At 56.2% G+C, this 22,183-nt stretch carries 22 protein-coding genes; 2 read left to right on the top strand and 20 right to left on the bottom strand.

Annotated features, from left to right (window positions below; translation table 11 throughout):
- Positions 1–9 precede the first annotated feature (9 nt).
- From fabF to yceD, 8 genes are all read right to left on the bottom strand, one after another.
- On the bottom strand, positions 10–1,251 hold the full coding sequence (fabF, locus tag N5J69_RS15630; RefSeq protein ID WP_279771508.1) for a beta-ketoacyl-ACP synthase II: 1,242 nt from the start codon (positions 1,249–1,251) through the stop codon (positions 10–12).
- Between the two features lie 85 nt (positions 1,252–1,336).
- On the bottom strand, positions 1,337–1,573 hold the full coding sequence (acpP, locus tag N5J69_RS15625) for an acyl carrier protein (RefSeq protein WP_003849865.1): 237 nt from the start codon (positions 1,571–1,573) through the stop codon (positions 1,337–1,339).
- A 154-nt stretch (positions 1,574–1,727) separates the two neighbouring features.
- A complete protein-coding gene (gene fabG, locus N5J69_RS15620) occupies positions 1,728–2,462 on the bottom strand; it encodes a 3-oxoacyl-ACP reductase FabG (RefSeq protein ID WP_279771507.1) in 735 nt (244 codons plus the stop codon).
- Positions 2,463–2,472: 10 nt separating this feature from the next.
- A complete protein-coding gene (fabD, locus tag N5J69_RS15615; RefSeq protein ID WP_279771505.1) occupies positions 2,473–3,405 on the bottom strand; it encodes an ACP S-malonyltransferase in 933 nt (310 codons plus the stop codon).
- A 16-nt stretch (positions 3,406–3,421) separates the two neighbouring features.
- Complete coding sequence (locus N5J69_RS15610) at positions 3,422–4,375, bottom strand: beta-ketoacyl-ACP synthase III (RefSeq protein WP_031376570.1); 954 nt, start codon at positions 4,373–4,375, stop codon at positions 3,422–3,424.
- Positions 4,376–5,416, bottom strand: coding sequence for a phosphate acyltransferase PlsX (plsX, locus tag N5J69_RS15605; RefSeq protein WP_279771503.1), 1,041 nt, complete (start codon positions 5,414–5,416; stop codon positions 4,376–4,378).
- A 25-nt stretch (positions 5,417–5,441) separates the two neighbouring features.
- Positions 5,442–5,612 (bottom strand): 50S ribosomal protein L32, encoded by a 171-nt coding sequence (gene rpmF / locus N5J69_RS15600; protein WP_003849870.1) that lies wholly within the window; start codon positions 5,610–5,612, stop codon positions 5,442–5,444.
- 14 nt (positions 5,613–5,626) lie between these two features.
- Positions 5,627–6,148 carry a 23S rRNA accumulation protein YceD gene (yceD, locus tag N5J69_RS15595; protein WP_008925931.1) on the bottom strand — a complete coding sequence of 174 codons (522 nt, stop codon included), beginning with the start codon at positions 6,146–6,148 and terminating at the stop codon, positions 5,627–5,629.
- A 140-nt stretch (positions 6,149–6,288) separates the two neighbouring features.
- Between yceD and N5J69_RS15590 the strand changes: the two genes are divergently transcribed.
- Positions 6,289–6,876, top strand: coding sequence for a nucleoside triphosphate pyrophosphatase (locus tag N5J69_RS15590; RefSeq protein WP_279771502.1), 588 nt, complete (start codon positions 6,289–6,291; stop codon positions 6,874–6,876).
- Positions 6,877–6,889: 13 nt separating this feature from the next.
- Here N5J69_RS15590 and rluC read toward each other — a convergent pair whose 3' ends face one another.
- Positions 6,890–7,846 carry a 23S rRNA pseudouridine(955/2504/2580) synthase RluC gene (gene rluC, locus N5J69_RS15585; RefSeq protein ID WP_279771501.1) on the bottom strand — a complete coding sequence of 319 codons (957 nt, stop codon included), beginning with the start codon at positions 7,844–7,846 and terminating at the stop codon, positions 6,890–6,892.
- A 573-nt stretch (positions 7,847–8,419) separates the two neighbouring features.
- Between rluC and rne the strand changes: the two genes are divergently transcribed.
- Positions 8,420–11,815: a ribonuclease E gene (rne, locus tag N5J69_RS15580; RefSeq protein WP_279771500.1), complete on the top strand. Its 3,396-nt coding sequence runs from the start codon at positions 8,420–8,422 to the stop codon at positions 11,813–11,815.
- A gap of 360 nt (positions 11,816–12,175) precedes the next feature.
- On the opposite strand, the gene flgL is transcribed toward rne, so the two are convergent.
- The 11 genes from flgL to flgB all read right to left on the bottom strand — a co-directional run bounded on the left by flgL (position 12,176) and on the right by flgB (position 22,147).
- Positions 12,176–13,141 carry a flagellar hook-associated protein FlgL gene (gene flgL, locus N5J69_RS15575; RefSeq protein WP_279771499.1) on the bottom strand — a complete coding sequence of 322 codons (966 nt, stop codon included), beginning with the start codon at positions 13,139–13,141 and terminating at the stop codon, positions 12,176–12,178.
- A gap of 14 nt (positions 13,142–13,155) precedes the next feature.
- On the bottom strand, positions 13,156–14,805 hold the full coding sequence (flgK, locus tag N5J69_RS15570; RefSeq protein WP_279771498.1) for a flagellar hook-associated protein FlgK: 1,650 nt from the start codon (positions 14,803–14,805) through the stop codon (positions 13,156–13,158).
- Positions 14,806–14,928: 123 nt separating this feature from the next.
- Positions 14,929–15,891 carry a flagellar assembly peptidoglycan hydrolase FlgJ gene (gene flgJ / locus N5J69_RS15565; RefSeq protein WP_279771497.1) on the bottom strand — a complete coding sequence of 321 codons (963 nt, stop codon included), beginning with the start codon at positions 15,889–15,891 and terminating at the stop codon, positions 14,929–14,931.
- Positions 15,891–17,000: a flagellar basal body P-ring protein FlgI gene (locus N5J69_RS15560; protein ID WP_279771496.1), complete on the bottom strand. Its 1,110-nt coding sequence runs from the start codon at positions 16,998–17,000 to the stop codon at positions 15,891–15,893. Before N5J69_RS15560 ends, flgJ begins: the two co-directional genes overlap by 1 nt.
- Positions 17,001–17,009: 9 nt before the next feature.
- A complete protein-coding gene (locus tag N5J69_RS15555; protein WP_033732242.1) occupies positions 17,010–17,720 on the bottom strand; it encodes a flagellar basal body L-ring protein FlgH in 711 nt (236 codons plus the stop codon).
- 60 nt (positions 17,721–17,780) lie between these two features.
- Positions 17,781–18,563 (bottom strand): flagellar basal-body rod protein FlgG, encoded by a 783-nt coding sequence (gene flgG, locus N5J69_RS15550; RefSeq protein ID WP_009090877.1) that lies wholly within the window; start codon positions 18,561–18,563, stop codon positions 17,781–17,783.
- Positions 18,564–18,580: 17 nt separating this feature from the next.
- Positions 18,581–19,336, bottom strand: coding sequence for a flagellar basal body rod protein FlgF (locus N5J69_RS15545; protein WP_279771494.1), 756 nt, complete (start codon positions 19,334–19,336; stop codon positions 18,581–18,583).
- Between the two features lie 20 nt (positions 19,337–19,356).
- A complete protein-coding gene (gene flgE, locus N5J69_RS15540) occupies positions 19,357–20,613 on the bottom strand; it encodes a flagellar hook protein FlgE (RefSeq protein WP_279771493.1) in 1,257 nt (418 codons plus the stop codon).
- 26 nt (positions 20,614–20,639) lie between these two features.
- Positions 20,640–21,314, bottom strand: coding sequence for a flagellar hook assembly protein FlgD (flgD, locus tag N5J69_RS15535; RefSeq protein ID WP_279771492.1), 675 nt, complete (start codon positions 21,312–21,314; stop codon positions 20,640–20,642).
- 12 nt (positions 21,315–21,326) lie between these two features.
- Complete coding sequence (gene flgC / locus N5J69_RS15530) at positions 21,327–21,731, bottom strand: flagellar basal body rod protein FlgC (protein WP_279771491.1); 405 nt, start codon at positions 21,729–21,731, stop codon at positions 21,327–21,329.
- 2 nt (positions 21,732–21,733) lie between these two features.
- Entirely contained in the window at positions 21,734–22,147 is a 414-nt protein-coding gene (gene flgB / locus N5J69_RS15525) for a flagellar basal body rod protein FlgB (protein WP_003849889.1), read from the bottom strand.
- Positions 22,148–22,183 lie beyond the last annotated feature (36 nt).

Here is a 22,183-nt window from a genome sequence, read left to right as displayed (position 1 = left end):
CAACAACGATTACACTTTACGGAAGATCAATGAACCGTTGGTACCGCCGAAACCGAAGGAGTTACACAGGGTATACTCCAGGCCGGAAACCTGACGTGCGGTGTGCGGCACGAAGTCGAGATCGCAGCCCTCATCCGGATTGTCGAGGTTAATGGTCGGTGGAACGGCCTGATCGCGCAGCGCCAGAATCGAGTAGATCGATTCAACTGCGCCTGCTGCACCCAGCAGGTGACCGGTCATCGACTTGGTCGAGCTGACCATCACGCTTTGTGCTGCCGCACCAAACACTGATTTCACCGCCTGCGCTTCTGCTTTATCACCCGCCGGCGTTGAGGTGCCGTGTGCGTTGACATAGCCGATCTGCGCCGGATCCAGCTGAGCGTCACGCAGCGCGTTAACCATCGCTGCCGCCGCACCTGAACCGTTTTCCGGTGGTGATGTCATGTGGTAAGCGTCGCTGCTCATGCCGAAACCAACGATTTCTGCATAAATTTTCGCGCCACGTTTTTTCGCGTGTTCGTACTCTTCCAGCACCACGATACCGGCACCGTCGCCCAGCACAAAACCGTCACGATCTTTGTCCCACGGACGGCTTGCCGCCTGCGGGTTTTCGTTACGGGTTGAGAGCGCACGTGCAGCACCAAAACCACCGACGCCTAATGGCGTACTGGCTTTCTCTGTACCACCCGCCAGCATCACGTCAGCATCGTTATAGGCGATGATACGTGCAGCATGACCGATGTTATGGACGCCAGAGGTACAGGCTGTCGCAATAGAGATGCTTGGGCCTTTCAGGCCATACATGATGGTCAGATGACCCGCCACCATGTTAACGATGGTTGAAGGCACAAAGAATGGGCTGATTTTGCGCGGACCGCCGTTGACCAGCGAAGTATGATTCTCTTCAATCAGACCTAAACCGCCAATGCCGGAACCAATCGCTGCACCCATACGGCCTGCATTTTCCTCGGTCACAACCAGACCGCTGTCCTGCATGGCCTGAATACCAGCCACAATGCCGTATTGGATGAACTCATCCATCTTGCGCTGATCTTTGCGCGAGATGTAGTCATCACAATTAAAATCTCTTACCAGACCTGCAAAACGGGTTGCATAAGCACTGGTATCAAAATGGTCGATCAGGGTAATGCCGCTCTGACCGGCAAGGAGAGCACTCCAGGTAGACTCTACGGTATTGCCGACAGGAGACAACATGCCAAGACCAGTCACAACTACACGACGCTTAGACACGTTCGTCCTCCAGGGAGGGGAAATAGGGAACTATGTGGGACAAACAAAAAAATCAGGCGGTCGAGCGACCGCCTGAAGATATTCATTAGCCTTTATGGCTATTGATGTAGTCGATCGCTGCCTGAACGGTAGTGATTTTCTCAGCTTCTTCGTCTGGAATCTCAGTATCAAACTCTTCTTCCAGAGCCATCACCAGCTCAACGGTATCAAGAGAATCGGCACCCAGGTCTTCTACGAAAGATGCAGAGTTGGTGACTTCTTCCTCTTTCACACCCAGCTGCTCACTGATGATTTTCTTAACGCGTTGTTCGATATCGCTCATACTATTTAATTTCCTATCAAAACTCGCTTTCGCGATGGTTTTCGTAGTGTATAAAATGGTGAAAAAGATGCAACAAAATCCCGGCTGGTCGAACCACGATTTTGCGTTATTTTGCGGTTTTAACCGCAAATAAAGCAAATGATTTCGTGATTTATCAGACCATGTACATTCCGCCATTGACGTGCAGCGTTTCACCTGTGATGTAGGCTGCTTCGTCAGAGGCTAAAAATGCGACAGCATTGGCGATTTCCTGTGCTTCGCCTAAGCGACCCGCAGGGACTTCCGCCAAAATACCGGAACGTTGATCTTCGTTCAGTGCCCGCGTCATGTCAGTCTCAATAAAGCCTGGAGCCACGACGTTGACGGTAATGCCACGTGACGCGATTTCGCGCGCCAGTGATTTGCTAAAGCCAATCAAACCCGCTTTTGCTGCGGCGTAGTTTGCCTGACCCGCGTTACCCATGGTGCCAACAACGGAACCAATGGTGATGATACGGCCCACGCGCTTTTTCATCATGGCACGCAGGACCGCCTTTGAAAGACGGAATACCGATGTGAGGTTAGTATCCAGGATATCCTCCCACTCATCGTCCTTCATGCGCATGAGAAGATTATCACGCGTAATGCCTGCATTATTGACTAAAATATCCACTTCGCCAAATTCAGCGCGAATATTCTCTAAAACGCTGTTAATTGAGTCAGCGTCAGTCACGTTCAGTAACAGGCCTTTACCCTTGTCGCCAAGGTAAGCGCTGATGGCGTCGGCACCACTCTGGCTGGTTGCAGTACCCACCACTTTGGCACCCCGTGCCGCCAGTGTTTCTGCAATCGCACGACCAATGCCGCGACTCGCGCCGGTAACCAGCGCAACTTTACCTTCAAAGCTCATGATTTTCCTCTTATTCCTTACCGAGTGCAGCCGTCAGGGATGCAGTATCGTTAACGGCAGCCGCAGTCAGGCTATCCACAATACGTTTGGTCAGACCGGTCAGGACTTTGCCTGGTCCCATCTCCAGCAGTTGCGTCACGCCCTGTGCCGCCATCGCTTCCACGCTCTCGGTCCAGCGAACCGGGCTGTAGAGCTGACGAACCAGCGCATGCCGGATAGCCGCAGCGTCAGTTTCCGCTTTCACATCGACGTTATTGATCACCGGCACCGCAGGCGCATTAAAGGTAATGCTCTCCAGGGCAACCGCCAGTTTATCCGCAGCGGGTTTCATCAGTGCGCAGTGAGAAGGCACGCTGACCGGCAGCGGCAGCGCACGCTTAGCGCCCGCAGCTTTGCAGGCAGCACCTGCACGTTCAACGGCTTCTTTGTTTCCCGCAATGACCACCTGGCCTGGCGAGTTGAAGTTAACCGGTGAAACAACCTGGCCCTGTGCACTTTCTTCACAGGCTTTACGGATAGCCGCGTCATCCAGGCCAATAATCGCCTGCATCGCGCCGGTGCCTTCTGGCACCGCTTCCTGCATCAGTTTGCCGCGCAGTTCAACCAGCTTCACGGCATCCGCAAAGTTAATCACACCCGCACAAACCAGCGCAGAATATTCGCCCAGGCTGTGACCGGCCATTACGGCTGGCTGTTCACCGCCCTGCTGCTGCCAGACACGGTAAATAGCCACTGACGCGGCTAACAGTGCAGGCTGGGTCTGCCAGGTTTTGTTCAGCTCTTCAGCCGGACCCTGACTCACTAACTGCCACAGGTCATAGCCCAGCGCATCAGAGGCTTCACGGAAGGTCTCTTCTACCAGCGGATACGTCGCCGCTAATTCAGTCAGCATGCCCACGGTCTGTGAACCCTGACCCGGAAAAACAAATGCAAATTGCGTCATCTTACGTTCCTGTCAATCAAAAGCGAACCAGCGCAGAACCCCAGGTGAATCCACCACCAAAGGCTTCCAGCAGAATAAGGTGTCCGGGTTTGATGCGGCCATCACGAACCGCTTCATCCAGTGCGCTTGGCACCGATGCCGCAGAGGTATTGCCATGGCGATCCAGTGTGACGACCACTTTATCCATGGTCATGCCGAGTTTTTTCGCGGTAGCGCTGATAATGCGCAGGTTTGCCTGATGCGGCACCAGCCAGTCCAGCATTTCACGATCGAGATTGTTTGCCTGCAGCGTTTCATCAACGATGTGGGCCAGTTCGGTAACGGCGACCTTGAAGACTTCGTTGCCAGCCATGGTGACGTAGGCAGGCTGATCCTGATGGGCACGATCCTGATACGGGAGCGTCAGTAGCTGCGCATAGCGACCATCAGCATGAAGGTGGGTAGAGATAATGCCCTGCTCTTCACTCTGGCCCAGCACGACCGCACCCGCGCCATCACCAAACAGGATGATGGTGCCGCGATCTTCCGGATCCAGCGCACGCGCCAGGACATCAGCGCCGATAACCAGAGCATGCTTAACCGCGCCATTTTTGATGTATTGATCGGCCACGCTCAGTGCATAGGTGAAACCTGCACAGGCAGCAGCGAGGTCAAACGCCGCGCAATCTTTGATCTCCAGCATTTGCTGGATCATGCAGGCGGAGCTGGGGAAGGCATGGCTGGAAGAGGTTGTGGCGACAATAATCAGCCCAACATCGTTCGCTTCAATGCCTGCCATTTCAAGCGCGCGTTGCGCCGCGCTGAATCCCATGGTGGCGACGGTTTCGTCAGGCGCTGCAATACGACGCTCACGGATGCCGGTACGGGTAACAATCCACTCGTCCGACGTCTCCACCATTTTTTCCAGATCGGCATTGGTGCGAACCTGGCTGGGCAGATAACTGCCCGTACCGATAATTTTGGTATACATCTAGGCTTTGTCACTCCTGGCTAATACAGCATCAAGGCGCGCAGCAATTCGTTCGGGAATTTGCTGCCTCACCGCCTGCTCTGCCTGTTCTATCGCCACGGCGAAGGCGTGCTGATTTGCTGCGCCGTGACTTTTGATCACTGTTCCGCGCAATCCTAACAGACAAGCGCCATTGTACTGGTCTGGGTTGAGTTGCCCGAAGCGTTTCGCCAGACGTTTCTGAATCCAGCGCCCCAGCAACCTCAGCCACCATGACCGTTTTTTCGCTTCCCCTGATGACTTCAGCAGAGAAAGAAACATTCTTACCACGCCTTCCATGGTCTTCAGCGTGACGTTTCCGACAAAACCGTCACAGACCATCACATCCGTTTTACCGGTGAGCAACTCGTTACCTTCGAGGTAACCAATATAGTTGATTTGCGGTGATTCTCGCAGCATTACCGCAGCGTCGCGGATGCTTTCCAGCCCTTTGGTCTCTTCATGACCAATATTGAGCAACGCAACGCGGGGCCGTGGAATACCAAGCACATGCTCAGCCATCACCGACCCCATCACAGCAAACTGCACCAGCATTGCACTGTCTGAGTCCACATTCGCGCCCAGATCCAGCACCACGGTTTTACCCTGTTGCTGATGCGGTAAAACAGACATCAGCGCCGGACGTTTAATGCCATCCAGCGGTTTTAATAAGAGTGTCGACAGCCCCATCAGCGCACCGGTATTTCCGGCGCTGATGCAGGCCTGCGCACGCCCCTCTTTGACCATCTCCAGTGCCACGCGCATTGAGCTGCCGCGACTGTTCCGGATGGCCTGAGCGGGCCGCGCATCACTTGCAATAACCGATTCGGCAGGGATAACCTGCAAACGCCCCGTCAGGGAGGAATCCGCTTTGGCAAGCAATGGCGTGAGGGTGTCGGGATGTCCGACAAGAAGAAGGAATAGTTCCGAATGAGAGGCCAGTGCCTGCAATGCTGCAGGCACTGTCACGCAGGGACCGAAGTCCCCGCCCATGGCATCAATCGCCAGGGTCAAACGTGTCAAGGTATCGCCTTGCTAAGCAAGAAACTTACTTAACGATAACCTTGCGACCGCGGTAGTAACCGTCCGCAGTGATGTGGTGACGCAGATGAGTTTCGCCAGAAACTTTATCTACTGACAGAGCAGCAGTGGTCAGCGCATCGTGCGAACGACGCATACCACGCTTAGAACGGGTGGGTTTATTCTGTTGTACGGCCATGGACCTTACTCCTATTACTTACGCTTTAAACTGGCTAATACGGCAAATGGATTTGGTTTCTCCGCCTCTGCAGGCAGTTTGCCAAAGACCATGTCCGCCTCGGACACTTCACAGTGTTCAGAATCGTGCACCGGAACGACCGGCAGCGCGAGAATCAGTTCATCCTCGACAACCGCCAGCAGATCGATCTCACCAAACTCGTTAACATCGACCGGCTCGTACGCTTCCGGTAATGCCTCGGCCTGCTCTTCAGAAGAGACAGGACTGAAGCAATAACTCACTTTTACGTGATGGGGAAAGGTCTGGTTGCAGCGCTGACAACGCAACGTCACCTGTACTTCAGCAGTACCCGTCAGTACTGCCAGACGCTGGTTATCAACCGCAAACGACATGGCACAATCCACATCACTGTCCACACTAACGACCGACTCGGCCACACGCTCCACCTGTACAGATGTGTAGACACCCTGATAATCAAGGCGCTTCTGAGCAGTGCGGACAGGGTCCAGCGTTAGGGGTAATTTTACCTTTTGCATAGGGCGCGCATATTAACTTTGTAATGTCATAGAGTCAAAGAAAAAGGCCGTTAAACAGCATCTTTCAACCACTATTCGCATCCAGTGCGGCGCACAGTTTAAAATGACTGTCACCAATTCGCTATCACTATTGAAAAAAAATGACGCCAACGATCCTTTTAGCTTCGACCTCGCCCTTTCGGCAGGCATTACTGCACAAACTGGGCCTGCCTTTTATGACCGCCGCACCTGAGGTTGATGAGTCACCTCAGCCCGATGAGAGTGCAGAAGCGCTGGTAACGCGTCTGGCCGTGGCGAAAGCACAGGCGCTGGCAACGACCTGGCCTGACCACTGGATAATTGGCTCCGATCAGGTCTGCGTGCTGGATGGCGCAATCACCGGTAAGCCCCACACGGCGGAGAAGGCGCGGGCGCAACTGCGTGCCGCCAGCGGTAAGGCCATTACCTTTTACACCGGCCTGGCCCTTTTCCATCCGGCCAGTGGCAGACTGCTGCAGTGCTGTGAGCCTTTTGTGGTGCATTTCCGCACCTTAACGGACGCTGAAATCGCCGGGTATGTGGAAAAGGAGCAGCCGCTGCAGTGTGCAGGCAGTTTCAAAAGTGAAGGTCTGGGGATTTGTCTGTTTGATCGGCTGGAGGGGCGCGATCCCAATACGCTGGTCGGGCTGCCGCTGATTGCACTCAACGGGATGTTGCAGCAAGCCGGCATCAATCCTTTAACGGACTGATGCCGGAGTACCATTATGCTTTGAGCTGACGGAGCTTATTCAGGCACTGCTTCAGGCCATCATCCAGCGGTGCTTCGACACGCATGACTTCGCCGGTGCCGGGATGGGTAAAGGTCAGTGCCGCCGCGTGCAGGAACAGGCGTTTCAGGCCGGTTGGGGCCAGCTGACTGTCAAAGTCACGTTCGCCGTAACGATCGTCAAAGGCGATGGGATGCCCGGCATGCAGCGTATGCACGCGAATCTGATGGGTGCGCCCGGTGACCGGACTCGCTTTCACCAGCGTGGCAAACTCAAACCGCTCTTCCACTTTGAAGCGGGTTTCAGAGGCTTTACCTTCGCTGCTGACGCGCACGACACGCTCTCCGCTCTGAAGGATATTTTTCAGCAGCGGAGCCTGTACGACCTTCAGATGTGACGGCCAGTTGCCACGCACCAGGGCCAGATAATCTTTCTGCATCCCCTTTTCACGCAGTTGCTCATGCAGGGAGCGCAGCGCCGAGCGCTTTTTCGCGACCAGCAGAATGCCAGAGGTATCGCGATCCAGGCGATGCACCAGCTCCAGGAAACGCGCTTCCGGTCGCAGCGCACGCAACCCTTCAATCACCCCGAAACTGAGTCCGCTGCCGCCATGTACGGCAGTGCCTGAGGGCTTGTTCATCACCAGCAGAGAATCATCCTCAAAGAGGATAGCGTCCGCCAGCGAAGCCACCTTCGCCAGCTTAGGTGACACGGCATCTTCGTCACGTTCTGCGACCCGCACCGGCGGAATGCGAACCTCATCCCCCTCCTCCAGCTTGTACTCGGGCTTGATGCGCTTTTTATTCACTCGCACCTCACCTTTACGTACGATGCGATAAATCATGCTTTTCGGCACACCCTTGAGTTGGGTGCGCAAAAAGTTATCAATGCGTTGTCCGGCATTTTCAGCCGTGATGGCGACAAACTGTACGCCGGGATTCTCTGTTTTCATGGCGGCGATTCTAATTAGTGTCCCCTGATAGCGCCACCCCTTTTTCTGTGCTTAACTCTGGGGCTGATGTAACGGCAGGTCGCTTCTCTGCTGGCTTTTTCAGCAAAGCGCTGCTTTGTCCGACACATTAGCAAGTTAAATGTAAAGAAACTTCACAAGCTGGCTAAAGTCGCCTTGCTATATGAAGGTTAGCAATGGAATAATGCCTGAGTTTCTTAACTGAAGCATTTCAGGGCAGAAACCGAGCGAAATTGTCATTTTGCCGGATTGAGCAGACACGCAGCAATGGCGTAAGACGTAATGCGAAATCAGGCACTTAGCGGGCTGCGGGTTGCGGCCTGGACAACAGTATGGGATGCACGGGTTTTCTTTATTCTCTCAGGCATTTCCACTATCTGGTGCTGTTTTCCCTTATGAAAAACAGGCCACCGACGTTATTTGCGCCCCTCGCGCGGTCGACAACCGTGAGGCTGACGACATTGCACAAAGTCACGGGGCCATCGGTTGATACTCGTCCAGGGTAACTATGCCCGCAGCTGTAATCACTCATGAAAGAATAACGAGTAAGTCACGATGAAAAGAATGTTAATAAACGCAACTCAGCAGGAGGAGTTGCGCGTTGCCCTGGTTGACGGTCAGCGTCTGTACGATCTGGATATCGAAAGTCCTGGACACGAACAGAAAAAAGCCAACATCTACAAAGGTAAAATCACCCGCATTGAGCCCAGCCTTGAAGCTGCGTTTGTCGATTATGGCGCAGAGCGTCACGGTTTCCTCCCGTTAAAAGAAATTTCCCGCGAATATTTCCCCTCCAGCTACAACGCACATGGTCGTCCGAATATTAAAGACGTGCTGCGTGAAGGCCAGGAAGTCATTGTTCAGATCGATAAAGAAGAACGCGGCAACAAAGGCGCTGCGCTGACAACCTTTATCTCTCTGGCGGGCAGCTACCTGGTGCTGATGCCGAACAACCCGCGTGCAGGCGGTATCTCTCGCCGCATCGAAGGTGACGATCGTACCGAACTGAAAGAAGCGCTGTCGGCGCTGGATCTGCCGGAAGGCATGGGCCTGATTGTCCGCACTGCGGGCGTCGGCAAATCCGCCGAATCGCTGCAGTGGGACTTAAGCTTCCGCCTCAAGCACTGGGAAGCGATCAAGAAAGCCGCTGAAAACCGCCCTGCTCCGTTCCTGATCCATCAGGAAAGCAACGTAATCGTGCGTGCCTTCCGCGATTATCTGCGTCAGGACATCGGTGAAATCCTTATCGATAACCCGAAAGTTCTGGAACTGGCGCGTCAGCATATCGCTGCGCTGGGCCGTCCGGACTTCAGCAGCAAAATCAAGCTCTACACCGGTGAAATCCCGCTGTTCAGCCATTACCAGATCGAATCGCAAATCGAATCCGCTTTCCAGCGTGAAGTCCGCCTGCCTTCCGGTGGCTCGATTGTTATCGACAGTACCGAAGCGCTGACCGCTATCGACATCAACTCAGCACGCGCCACGCGCGGCGGTGACATCGAAGAGACGGCGTTCAACACGAACCTGGAAGCAGCCGATGAGATTGCACGTCAGCTGCGTCTGCGCGATCTGGGCGGCCTGATCGTTATCGATTACATCGATATGACCCCGGTACGCCATCAGCGTGCCGTGGAGAATCGTCTGCGCGAAGCTGTCCGTCAGGACCGCGCCCGTATTCAGATCAGCCACATTTCACGTTTCGGTCTGCTGGAGATGTCCCGTCAGCGCCTTAGCCCGTCGTTAGGTGAATCCAGTCATCACGTTTGCCCACGCTGTAGCGGCACCGGCACCATCCGTGATAACGAGTCACTGGCGCTGTCGATCCTGCGTCTGATTGAAGAAGAAGCGCTGAAAGACAACACCAAAGAAGTTCACGCGATTGTTCCGGTTCAGGTTGCTTCTTACCTGCTGAATGAAAAACGTGAAGCGGTTAACGCCATTGAAAAACGCCAGGGCGGCGTGCGGGCAATCATCGTTCCTGATGACAAGATGCAGACCCCGCACTACTCCGTGCTGCGCGTGCGCAAAGGCGAAGAAACGCAGACCCTGAGTTATCACCTGCCGAAGCTGCATGAAGCTGAAATGGCCATGCCGTCCGAAGAGGAACATGCCGAGCGCCGTCGTCCTGAGCAGCCTGCTCTGGCCGCGTTTGTCATGCCTGATGCGCCTCCGGCACCGGTAGAAGTTGAGCCTGAAGCGAAGCGCACTGACGCTCGGCCAGCAGCAAAATCTGCACCGGCTGTCGCTGCGCCTGCAACCGTCAGCACCGGCTTCTTCGGGCGTCTGCTGGGTGGCCTGAAAAAAATGTTCGCGGGCGAAGAAGCGCCTGCTGCTGCGCCAGTGGCTGCGGAGGTTGCTGAACCGAAGAAAGCCCCTGAAAGCGAGCAGGAAAGCGGCAATAGCCGTGGCGAGCGCCGCAGTAACAATAACAACCGTCGTAACAACAATCGTCGTGAGCGTACGCCGCGTAACGGTGACAATTCACAGGCGCGTGAAGGCCGTGAACCTCGCGAAAGTCGTGAGCCGCGTGAACCGCGTGAAAGCCGCGAGCCACGTGAAAGCCGCGAGCCGCGCGATGGCAACGATAACCGCCGCAACAAGCGTCAGTCTCAGGCTGGTGAAGTGCGCGAAGAGCGTCCGGTACTGAGCGAAGAAGCGCGTCAGCAACGTGATGAGCAGCAGCAACAGCGCCGCGAGCAGCGTGCTGAACGTCAGCGTCGTCGCCAGGAAGAGAAACGTACCGGTGAAGAGGCGGCCAAAGCGGCTGAGCAGACCGCAGTCGCTACGGAGGCCACTGACGTTATCGAGGCGCAGGACGATGAGCGCGTTCAGGTCATGCCGCGTCGTAAGCCGCGTCAGCTGAACCAGAAGGTACGTGTGGATGATAACCGTCAGCCTCTGTCAGCCGACGCCAGCGATATCGCCCAGCCTGCCGACGTGCGTCAGCCTCAGCTCACTGAGGCGTCTCAGCCACAGCCTGAGTTCCAGGCTTCACAGAGTGACGAGCAGGATGACAAAGATAACCGTGATACCGCGAATATGCCGCGTCGTTCACGCCGTTCGCCACGTCATCTGCGCGTCAGCGGTCAGCGTCGTCGCCGTTACCGTGATGAGCGTTATCCGACGCAGTCAGCCATGCCGCTGCCCGCTGCGGCTGCCTCACCAGAAATGGCATCCGGTAAAGTCTGGATTCGCTATCCGGTAAGCCAGGCCAGCGAAGAGCAGGTTCAGAATGTGACACACGAGACACCGGCTTTTAACAGCGAAGAGACCGCAGACGCTACCCATGCGCTGCCGGTTGCTGCCGCCGTTGAATCAGTGGCTCAGGAAGCGCCCGTGCAACAGGCCGAGCCTCTGGCAGACACGCCGGTGCCGGTAGTCAACACTGACGACACCCGCGCTATCGACGCCCCGGTTGACGAGCAGCCTTCCGTTGTTCCGGCTGCTGATGAAGTGAAAGCGGAAGCTGTAGCGGCTGAGGCTGTTCCTGCTGAGCCAGTGGCTGAAACCCCGGCTGCGACCCCTGCGGCTGAGACAGTACAGCCTGCTGACGTTGCTGAGGTTGCTGAGCAGTCAGCCACGGATGTCAGCGAAGATATCGCAGCGGAGGTCGAAGAAGTGCTGAACGCGCCGGTTGCGGCCCACGCTGAAACAGCGCCCGTCACTGAGCCTCATGCGCCGGTTGCCGCTCGTGATATCGCGCCTGAAGCACCGGTAGCGGCGGCAGCGCCTGCTGCATCAGCGCCTGCTGCTGAAGCGGTGCCGAATGACGGAACGCGCTGGAAGCATTATGCCTCTGCACCGATGACCAAAGCGCCTGCGCCGGTCTGGCAGTCTGAACCCGCTCCGCACAGTGACTGGGTGCGTGAACCGTATGCCTTCGACGGTCGCGGTTCTGCGGGCGGTCATAGCGCCACGCATCAGGCGACTGCTCCGGCAACAAAGCCGTAACGCATACGCTGTTGTGAACGGAACCCCGGCAAAGCCGGGGTTTTTTTATGGCTGAAATTCTCTCCAGCCAGACAAACAACCCGCCTCCCCCGTGAAACTGTCAGCTATCCGCAATGACAGCGCCGGGCAGCTGAAGCGCGGAGGCATGAAGGCATGAAGGCGGGATAGCGTGATGGGGAAGCGAGGATGGCGAAGCAACAAAGCCATGCGGGCAGCCTCTCGCGAGCAGCGACCCGGCCTGATGGCATATGCCCCTGCCAGCGGCTGAATCACAGGCAAAAAAATCCCACCCTCCTGTAGCAGGAGGGTGGGAAAAAGTAAGCGCATCCGGTTAAAGTACGCTCAAAATTTCAGGTCAGACTACGAATTCATCTGGAACAGTGACATCTTCGACATGTCACTAAAGGTCTTATAAGACGCCTGAAGTGCCGTCTGCTGCATGGTGTAGCTGGACGCTGCCTGCGTTAAATCCACGTTAACCAGATCGCTCATCTGCGAGTTGTAGATCACTTTACGGTCATCGCCCTGGGCATTCAGCGTATCGATCTCACCCAGCTGAGTACCAATCTCAGAGACCACGGTTGAGACATTATTCAGCGCATTGCCCAGCCCGCGGTTGGTTTTATCCATGGCCGCCTCGAAGGTCTCTTTCGTCGCGGCATCTGCATCATCCTGCGGGACTTTCAGAGCAGCAATGGCGCTATCCAGCATCTTAAACACGCTGGTTTCGCTGGCGCTGCCATCCGGCTCTTTAGTGGCATTGCTGGTGATAGACATAAAGATGCTGTCACCGGTATGCGCCACGGTCATGGTACGGCTGGTGTCAACCTTCTGGGTAATCGCATCGTTGCCGCCTGTGTAGCTTACGCCGGTGCCCGCAGTATCAACAAAGGGCGCACTGTCGGTTTTATAACCGGCAAAAATATAGCGGCCGTTGGCATCTTTGCTGTTTGCCAGGTTAAGCAACTGGGCGCGGATACCCTCCAGCTGGGTAGCAATCGAACCACGGTCGTCGTCGCTCAGCGTCCCGGTGGAACCATTGACGATCAGCCCCTGCGCCGCAATGATCCCGTTGGTTACGCCCTTCAGCGTATTATCTTCCAGTGACAGACCCTGCTCGGCAAAGGTGCGCGCCAGCGCATACTGTTCACCCTGCTGCTGAGTCTGGGTCAATATCACAGCGCGCGACGCGGCAATCGGATCATCCGAAGGATTGGTGACACGACGACCGCTGGAGAGCTGTTCGCCCACTTTCAGCCAGGAGGCTTGCGAGTCAGTAATGCCGCGCACCTGCTGTTCAAAAATCATGTTTGTACTGATTCGCATGTTATCTCCTGCCCTTAGCGAATATTGATCAATGCGTTAAACACGGTGCTGGCAGTCTGCAGCACCTGCGCATTTGCCATGTAATATTGCTGGTATTTGGTCAGGTTGGCGTACTCCTCATCGAGGTTTACACCCGAGACCGATTGCTGGCGTTCGGTCAGCTGACTGACCACGCTTTTCTGCGTGGTCCCGGTGGTTTCCAGTGAACTGGTTTTGTTACCCACGGTGCTGACGATGGCGGCATAGGCCTGTGACAGCGTGGCGTTGCCGCCGACCAGCTTCACATCCTGCAGATTCAGCAGTTTCTGCGCGTTACGGTTATCACTTTCACCGCCAGCCGCGCTGGCAGCGGCCACCTGCGATTCACTGGTGATGGCCACAGACATGTCATTAATCACATTCTGGACCGGCTTCACCAGGAAGCTGTCTTTGGCGGCAGGTGCAGGCGAAGCACTGACGGTCAGTTTCAGGCCTTCGAAGCTCAGGGTAGTATTATTATTGCTGTCCTGAGCCTGTGTGATTGTGACTGCTGCACCGTCTGAGGCACGCGTTGCGGTCCAGTTATTGCCGTCATAACTCACGGTGTAGTTGGACGCTTTCAGCGCGCTGGTATCGGTCCATTCAGCGGTCACAGAAGCAGTGGTGCTGTTTTTATTGTTGCTCACCACCGTTGGGCTGCCGATTTTAAAGAAATCGACGCCCTGGTCGCCGTTGCTGTCAAAGCCCTGCTTATGGACATCATTGAAGCTGGTGGTAAACGCCGCCGCCAGCTGACCCAGCTGGTTCTGAGCCAGATCCAGATCCTGGGTGCGGAACGCCAGCAGACCGCCCAGCGAGCCGGTGGTGATCAGTTTTTCCGGGATCTCAACGTTGCCCGCCTGCTTATCGACATAGCCAATAGTGGTGCGCGTCGGATCGCTGCTGGCGCTCATCGCCACCAGATCGTGAGATTTGTTGCCGTTGACCAGCGTCAGGCCATTCGCCATCGAGACCGTATAGCCGCCATCCTGCTGAGAAACCGTGACGCCCACCACGTTATTCAGGGTACTGACCAGCTGATCGCGCTTATCGAGCAGATCGTTAGGTGTAGCACCGTTGCCGTTGGTCAGTTTGCCAATCTGCTGGTTAAGATCGGCAATCTGGCTGGTGAGGGTGTTGATCTGTTTAACACTGGAACTGACATCAGAATTGACGCTGTTCTGCATATTATTCAGGTACTGCGCGGAGGTCTGGAACTGGTTAACCAGACCCTGTGCATTGCTCAGCATCGACTGACGCGCTGACGGGTCGTTGGCGTTGCTCACGACGTTCTGCAGGTTGGTAAAGAAGCCCTGCAGCGAGGTCGACAGACTGGTCGTGGCGGTCGACAGCAGATCGTCAATGTTAGAAATCTGCGTATGCTGGGTGTCGACTGCACTGTAGCTCGCGCTGGCACCCCGCAGCTGTGTGGCTATGAATGCATCATATTCACGTTGTACACCGGTGATATTCACGCCATTACCATAATAGCTATTACCCTGAAGGGTACTGTTCGCCTGCGCCAGTACCGTGGTCTGACGTGAATAGCCCGCCACGGTGTAGTTAGAAATGTTGTTACTGGTGGTGCTCAGAGCGGCCTGCGCGGCACTCAGTCCGCTCATCGCGGAGTTAATTATGCTGGACATCTCGGTTCCTTACGTTCCCCGTCAACCGGGCTGGCAGACATCAAAGTGGGCGCCAGCAGGCGAAAACGCTTCTGGCTATAGGGATGTTATCGGCTTGCTTAAGTGAAACTTGAGGCGAAATGATCAGAACAGGTCGCCAATATCCTGGCTGTACGCTTTGACGACTTTGTCGCCCATGCTTTTGAATTGCTGAATCATTCCCACCAGCTTTTGCGCATATTTCGGATCGGTGGCATAGCCTGCCGCCTGTAACGCCTGCGCGCCCTGCTCTGCGCTGGAGGCGTTCGTCACCGCCGCATAACGTGGGTTTTTAGTCAGGAGTTTGACGTAGTCGGTCAGCGCCTCGAAATAGGAGTTGTAGACCCTGAAGCTGGCACGGACTTTCTTCGCTTCACCCTGCTCATATTCGGTGGTCATGATATCGGTGGTGTCACCTTTCCAGTCGCCGCTGGCTTTAATGCCGAACACGTTGTAACTCGGCTTGCCGTCGCGGGTCAGGATCTGACGCTGGCCCCAGCCCGACTCCAGCGCCGCCTGCGCCAGAATCAGGTGATGTGGAATCCCACTCTGCTGACTGGCCGCCTGTGCTGGCTGCGTCAGCTGGGCGATAAACTCGCGGCTGTCACCCGGCAGTCCGGTCGGTGACGCGACCGGCGGCAGACGCGGCATGGCCTTACGCACCATCTGCTCCAGCTGCTGTGCAGGCAGAGGTGTTGCCCCGCTGGTGCTGAGGATGAAGCTGTTGTCCAGCTTCATCGGCACCGTACCGGCTTTTTCATCCGGCGCGATGGCGGGCTGCATCTGTTTGACAATGGTTTCCGCCAGGCCAAGGCCGCGCTTACCCATCTCCTGCGCAATCTGCTGGTCATACATAGAGGTAAAGAGTTTGGTCTGCTCGTTGCTCATAATGCCGTCCTGCGGCAACGCCTCACGCATACTCTTCAGCATCATCTGTACAAACATCCCTTCCACCTGACGCGCCACCTGCAACGCATGTCCTTTCGGATCGTTGCTGGCCTGGTGTTTCAGTTCATTCAGGGAGCGGCTGTCATAAGCCGCACTCATCACAGATTGCATATCAGCCATCAGATAATTTCCAGTTTGGCACGCAGACAGCCGGCACTCTGCATCGACTGCAGAATCGACATCAGTTCAATCGGTGATGCACCCAGGGCATTCAGCGCACGCACGACGTTGTTCAGGTTAGCGCTGGCATTCACACGCTGCAGCGCACCGCCGCTCTGGCGCAGATCGATCTGCGTCTGCGTTGTCGCCACGGTCTGACCACCGGCCAGAGGGGTATCCGGCTGGCTGACGTTCTGCTGCTGGTTAACCGTCACTGACAGGTTGCCCTGCGCCACAGCACACTGGTTCAGCGTCACTTCACGGTTCATGACTACCGAGCCGGTGCGGGAGTTGATGATCACTTTGGCATCTTCAACCGGAATCGAGACATCAATGTTCTGGATTTCAGCCAGCAGACGCACCTGCGCACCATTATTTGGTGACACGCGGATCTGCACGGTGCGGGCATCCAGCGGCTGCGCTGCGCCATAACCGCCACGCGCGTTAATCGCATCAGCAATACGCTGCGCCATTGAAAAATCTTCGTTGTTCAGCTGCAGGTTGAGGGTGTTCTGCGAACCAAAGTTGCTCTGCAGTTCACGTTCAACCGTTGCACCGCCGGTGATGCGGCCACCGTTCAGCTGGTTAACCTGAACACTGCTGCCGCCCGCAGAAGCGCCCGCGCCGCCTACCAGGATGTTGCCCTGCGCCAGCGCGTAAACCTGGTTATCCACCCCTTTCATCGGCGTCATTAACAGCGTACCGCCGCGCAGGCTTTTGGCGTTGCCCAGTGATGAGACCACCACATCCAGCGTCTGTCCCTGACGGGCAAACGAGGGCAGTCTGGCAGTAACCATGACGGCCGCCACGTTTTTCAGCTGCATGTTGGTTCCCGCAGGAACCGTGATGCCAAGCTGTGACAGCATGTTGCTCACTGTCTGCGTGGTAAAAGGCGTCTGGGTGGTCTGGTCACCGGTGCCGTCCAGACCCACCACCAGGCCGTAGCCCAGCAGCTGGTTATCACGTACGCCCTGTACCGTGGTTAAATCACGAATCAAATCGGCTTTTGCCAGCAGGCTGACGCCCAGCAGCAGCGCCAGCCCGGCGCGTAACAGCGTTAACTTTTTCATTGAAACCTCTTACATCGGCGAGATGTTCAGGAAGAAACGCTGGAACCAGCCCATGGTCTGCGCCTCATTGATGTAACCATTTCCGACGTACTCAATACGTGCATCGGCGACAGCGGTAGATAACACGGCGTTACTGGCGCTGATGGTGCGTGGGTTGACCACACCCGAGAAGCGAATGAACTCCGTGCCCTGATTAATGGCGATCTGTTTTTCACCGACCACGTGCAGGTTGCCGTTTGACAACACCTGATCCACGGTGACGGTAATGGTGCCGGTAAAGGTGTTATTGGCGGATGCGCCTCCTTTACCTGCGAAATCATTTTTGCCTTCGGCGCTGAGATTGGCTTTTTCGCCACCTGCACCCACCAGGCCTGCCAGACCTGTCGGCACCCCGCTCACACCAAAGCTGTTGCTGCCATCGCGGCTGGCACTGGCTGAGGAGCTTTTGCTGGCGCTGACGTTTTCCTGCAGCGTGATGGTCAGGGTATCGCCAATATTGCGTGGACGGCGATCTTCAAACAGCGGCTGATAGCCGTAGTTCAGTGGCGCGACGCCCTGGAAGATAGAGCCGTTTACCACCGGTGGCGCGGACGGCATCGGCTGCGCCGTGGTTGCACCTTCGACCAGCGGGGTACGCGGGACCAGGGCACATCCGTTAAGAGTTAGCAGCAGCGAGGCGACTAACCAATGTCCAGGCTTGAGAATCTGTTGCTTCGCCACGGTGTCACGACCTTATTAATGTCTGTATCTCAGGCCAGCGCGGGCTGGCCCTGTTCGGGATTAAATCTGGGTTAATTTCGCCAGCATCTGATCAGAGGTGCTGATCGCCTTGCTGTTGATTTCGTAAGCGCGCTGCGTCTGGATCATGGTCACCAGCTCTTCCGCCACGTTAACGTTCGAGGTTTCGGTATAGCCCTGATAGAGCAGACCCGCGCCGTTCTGGCCTGGCGTGCTGTCTGTCGGTGCGCCCGACGCCTGGGTTTCCTTGTAGAGGTTTTCACCCACGCTATCGAGACCGGCATCGTTCATAAAGGTGCTCAGGGTTAACTGACCGACCTGTGCGGCCTGGGCCTGCCCCTGCTGCGTCACGCTGACCACACCGTCACGCGACACCGTAATGCTGGTGGCGTTGGCCGGAATGGTAATGCCTGGCTGCACCGGGAAACCGGAGTTGGTCACCAGCTGGCCGTTCTGATCAACCTGAAACGCGCCATCACGGGTATAAGCAGAAGTGCCGTCCGGCATCTGAATCTGAAAATAACCCTGGCCGTTAATGGCGATATCTTTTGAGTTGCTGGTCTGGGACAGGTTGCCCTGGGTGTGCAGACGCTCGGTGGTCACCGGACGCACACCGGTACCAATCTGCAGGCCCGACGGCAGCGTCGTCTGTTCTGATGACTGGGTGCCCGGCTGGCGCATGGTCTGGTACATCAGATCTTCAAACACGGCACGTGAACGTTTAAAGCCGTTGGTGCTGACGTTTGCCAGGTTGTTGGCAATGACGTCCATGTTCATCTGCTGCGCATCAAGACCGGTCTTAGCGATCCATAAAGAACGAATCATGTTGTTATCCTCGCGCCTTAGCTCATGTTCAGGAGCTGATTGGCTTTTTGTTCATTTTCGTCGACGTTGGTGATGACTTTCATCTGCATCTCAAAACGTCGGGCGTTGGCGATCATATCGACCATGGTTTCTACCGGTTTGACGTTGCTGCCTTCCAGCACGCCGGGCATGACCTGCATGGTGGCGTCAGCCTGCAGTGCGGCACCCCGGGTCGCCTGCGTCGCGGCGGTGGGACGGAACATGCCGTCATCACTGCGCTGCATCTCCTGCCCGGTTGCCCTGACCAGCTTCAGCTTGCCCAGCTGAACCGTCGCGTTCGGTGAATCACCGGCATTCAGCCCGGTAATCGAGCCGTCAGCGGCAATGGTGATTTCAGTGCCCTGCGGAATCACAATCGGACCGCCATCGCCCATCACAGGATTGCCCTGAACCGTCAGCGTACCGGTCGGACTGATTTGCATATTGCCGTTGCGGGTATAAGCTTCGCTGCCGTCAGCGGTACGCACCGCCAGCCAGCCATCCTGCTGCACTGCCACATCCAGCGGACGCTCGGTGTAATCCATCGCACCCTGACTCATGTCGGCACCAGGTGTAGAGGCGGCGACCAGCGTACGGGTTGGCAGTGACCAGCCGCTCACCGGCACGGCGCGCAGCGCGTTCAGCTGCGCACGAAAACCGGGTGTTGAGGCGTTGGCGAGGTTGCTGGCGGTAACCGCCTGCTGATCCAGCGTCTGGCTGGCCGCGCCCATCGCGGTATATATCGCGTGATCCATATGGCAATCCTGTTAGCGAATTAACGTAAGTTAACCAGCGTGTTGAGAATCTGGTCCTGAGTTTTGATGGTCTGCGCATTCGCCTGATAGTTACGCTGCGCCACGATCATGTTCACCAGCTCTTTACTCATGTCGACGTTAGACGATTCCAGTGCGCCCGCCGTCAGTGAACCAAAGGTACCGGTGTTAGCCAGACCGACCGCTGCCTGTCCTGATGCACTTGATGCAGACCAGACGTTATCGCCCTGTGACTGCAGGCCTTCAGGGTTAGAGAAGCTCGCCAGGACAATCTGACCCAGCAGCTGGGTTTTCTGGTTTGAGTAGGTACCGGTAATGGTGCCGTCATCATTGATTGCGTAGCTGGTCAGATCGCCTGGCGCATAGCCATCCTGCGTCGGGCTGCCAAAGGTGGTGCTGCCGGTGTTCTGCTGCAGGCTGCCCAGCATGCTCAGGGTGATGGGCTGATTCGCTACCGCGCCATTGGCTCCGCCCACGTTCAGCGTCAGGCCGACGGTGCCGTCAGTCGTGGTGCTCGCTACCGTTCCGTTTGCAGCCAGTTTAGAGACGCTGGTCAGCTTACCGCTGGTGTCAAACGCCATTCTGAAGTCACCCGCTGAGCTGCCGGTGTTGGCATCAATGGTATGCACGGTCCAGCTGTTGCTGGTGGTGTCTTTCACGAAATACATGTCGAGCGCATGGTCATTACCCTGCGAGTCGAACACGGTTGCCGTGGTTTTTTTGTTGTAGCTGTCTGCGTTAGCCGTCGAGAAGGTGGTCACGGAAGGTGACGTATCCGTTGAGTTCAGGTTGGCCACCAGACCGGCAGTAGTGGTCGCACGGGCTGACATCTGCTCGGTAGGAATACGCAGCGCTACCGGGTTCGCACCCGCCTGGATGGTCGCCGGTGAACCGCTGGCCGGATAACCGGTCACGTTCAGACCCTGGGTGTTGACCAGGTTACGGTTGGCATCAAGGGTCAACTGGCCATTACGTGAATAGAACACGCCGCCGCTGCTGTCGGTCATACGGAAGAAACCGTTACCGCTCAGCGCAACGTCCAGGCCACGACTGGTGGTGGTGGTCGCGCCATCGTTAAAGTTCTGGATCACCGCAGCAACTTTGGTGCCGAGACCGACGTTAGAACCGGCAAACATATCGGCAAACGCGATGGTGCTGGATTTAAAACCCGCCGTGGCGGAGTTGGCGATGTTGTTACCAATGACATCAAGGTTACTTGAAGCAGCACCAAGGCCGCTGACCGCTTGGGAAAATGACATGTGTGTGTTTCCTGTCTACAGGTTAATCAGAGAATCTGACGTACGTCGTCAAGGGTGGCGGAGCCCATGGTGCCGAGATCCAGTTTTGTGGTGTTGTTCGCAGTACTCACCCCATTGACGTAGGCGTAGTTAAGCGGTTGTGCCACCAGTTGTGTGTTGCCATTGCTTGCGGCAATCGCAACGCTGTATTTGCCATCCGGTGCAACAGAGCCATCCGTCAGCTTGCCGTCCCACGAGAAGGTGTGCACGCCAGCGCTCAGCGCACCCAGATCGACGGTGTCGATCACCGTGCCATTAACATCTTTAATGGTGGCGGTTGCGCCGGTGGAGGCTGAGGCCAGCTCAACACCGAATGGCGTTGTGGTGCCGTTGCCCACCAGAATCTGTCCGCCATTGACCATGACGCCATGCCCAATCAGCGTGGAGCTTTGCAGCGACTGGCTGGTGCTGATCTGGCCGGAGATCGATCCCAGCGTGGTATTCAGTTTCTCAATGCCGCTCAGGGTATTGATCTGTGCCAGCTGCGTAGTGAGCTGGCTGTTATCCATTGGATTCGTCGGATCCTGGTTCTTTAACTGCGTCACCAGCATGGTCAGGAACTGGTTCTGCAGATCCTGCGCATTGTTGCCGGTGCCACTGGTGCTGGATGAGCTAAGGACCGTGGGGTCCAGCTTTTCGTTAACGCCTACCGCGATAGCCATAATTTTTCTCCGTTATTGCCCGATCGTCAGGGTTTTCATCATCATCGACTTCACGGTGTTGAGCACTTCGACGTTGGCCTGATAACTGCGTGACGCCGACATGGTGTTGACGCTTTCAGAAACCACATCCACGTTCAGCATCTTCACGTAGCCTTTGGCATCGGCCATCGGGTTGCCCGGGTCATAGACCAGCTTCGCAGGCGTGGGATCATCCACGACCCGTGCGACTTTTACGCCGCCGGTGGCGGAACCGGGTGCCGCATCGGTCTGGAAGACCACCTGCTTTGCCACGTAAGGCTTGCCATCGGGGCCGGTGACGCTGTCGGCGTTTGCCAGGTTACTGGCACTGACGTTTAATCGCTGTGATTGCGCGGTCATCGCTGAACCGGCAATGTCAAAAATATTCAGCAAGGCCATAATTATTGCCCTTGTAACACGCTCATCATGCCTTTGATCTGGCTACTGATGAGGGTGAGGTCGGTTTGATATTTCAGGCTGTTATCCGCGAACTGCGTACGCTCACGGTCCATATCTACGGTGTTGCCGTCGGCAGAAGGCTGATCGGGAATGCGATAAAGCATATCCATTGATGGCGCCCCGTTTGTCTGTGCTTCAATGTGGCGAGCTGACGTAACTTTTAACGCCATGCTGCTGCCTTCCGCACGACCATTGGACATCACCCGACTCAGCTCGCTGGCAAAGTCGATATCCCGGGCCTGATAACCAGGGGTATCGGCGTTGGCAATATTTGACGCCAGGATCTCCTGACGTTGAGCACGCAGGTTGAGGGCCTCGGTACCAAATTTCAGCGCCGCATCCAGTTTGTCGAGCATGTTTCCTCCGCGTATGAGAATTTCGAGCTCGCAGCT

The sequence above is a fragment of the Pantoea sp. GD03673 genome, assembly GCF_029844725.1.
In the GTDB taxonomy this organism is placed as follows: Bacteria; Pseudomonadota; Gammaproteobacteria; order Enterobacterales; family Enterobacteriaceae; genus Pantoea.
Note: the sequence above shows the minus strand (reverse complement) of the source record. Positions and strands in the feature narration are given on the sequence as shown.

Bases quoted from the DNA above. Each gene is read 5' to 3' on its own strand.
- flgK (WP_279771498.1), bottom strand. From the start codon at position 14,805: ATGTCCAGCATAATTAACTCCGCGATGAGCGGACTGAGTGCCGCGCAG.
- flgL (WP_279771499.1), bottom strand. From the start codon at position 13,141: ATGCGAATCAGTACAAACATGATTTTTGAACAGCAGGTGCGCGGCATT.
- rne (WP_279771500.1), top strand. From the start codon at position 8,420: ATGAAAAGAATGTTAATAAACGCAACTCAGCAGGAGGAGTTGCGCGTT.
- flgE (WP_279771493.1), bottom strand. From the start codon at position 20,613: ATGTCATTTTCCCAAGCGGTCAGCGGCCTTGGTGCTGCTTCAAGTAAC.
- N5J69_RS15590 (WP_279771502.1), top strand. From the start codon at position 6,289: ATGACGCCAACGATCCTTTTAGCTTCGACCTCGCCCTTTCGGCAGGCA.
- flgG (WP_009090877.1), bottom strand. From the start codon at position 18,563: ATGATTCGTTCTTTATGGATCGCTAAGACCGGTCTTGATGCGCAGCAG.
- rluC (WP_279771501.1), bottom strand. From the start codon at position 7,846: ATGAAAACAGAGAATCCCGGCGTACAGTTTGTCGCCATCACGGCTGAA.
- fabD (WP_279771505.1), bottom strand. From the start codon at position 3,405: ATGACGCAATTTGCATTTGTTTTTCCGGGTCAGGGTTCACAGACCGTG.
- flgB (WP_003849889.1), bottom strand. From the start codon at position 22,147: ATGCTCGACAAACTGGATGCGGCGCTGAAATTTGGTACCGAGGCCCTC.
- N5J69_RS15545 (WP_279771494.1), bottom strand. From the start codon at position 19,336: ATGGATCACGCGATATATACCGCGATGGGCGCGGCCAGCCAGACGCTG.
- flgJ (WP_279771497.1), bottom strand. From the start codon at position 15,891: ATGGCTGATATGCAATCTGTGATGAGTGCGGCTTATGACAGCCGCTCC.
- flgC (WP_279771491.1), bottom strand. From the start codon at position 21,731: ATGGCCTTGCTGAATATTTTTGACATTGCCGGTTCAGCGATGACCGCG.
- acpP (WP_003849865.1), bottom strand. From the start codon at position 1,573: ATGAGCGATATCGAACAACGCGTTAAGAAAATCATCAGTGAGCAGCTG.
- yceD (WP_008925931.1), bottom strand. From the start codon at position 6,148: ATGCAAAAGGTAAAATTACCCCTAACGCTGGACCCTGTCCGCACTGCT.
- N5J69_RS15610 (WP_031376570.1), bottom strand. From the start codon at position 4,375: ATGTATACCAAAATTATCGGTACGGGCAGTTATCTGCCCAGCCAGGTT.
- N5J69_RS15560 (WP_279771496.1), bottom strand. From the start codon at position 17,000: ATGAAAAAGTTAACGCTGTTACGCGCCGGGCTGGCGCTGCTGCTGGGC.
- rpmF (WP_003849870.1), bottom strand. From the start codon at position 5,612: ATGGCCGTACAACAGAATAAACCCACCCGTTCTAAGCGTGGTATGCGT.
- flgD (WP_279771492.1), bottom strand. From the start codon at position 21,314: ATGGCTATCGCGGTAGGCGTTAACGAAAAGCTGGACCCCACGGTCCTT.
- fabG (WP_279771507.1), bottom strand. From the start codon at position 2,462: ATGAGCTTTGAAGGTAAAGTTGCGCTGGTTACCGGCGCGAGTCGCGGC.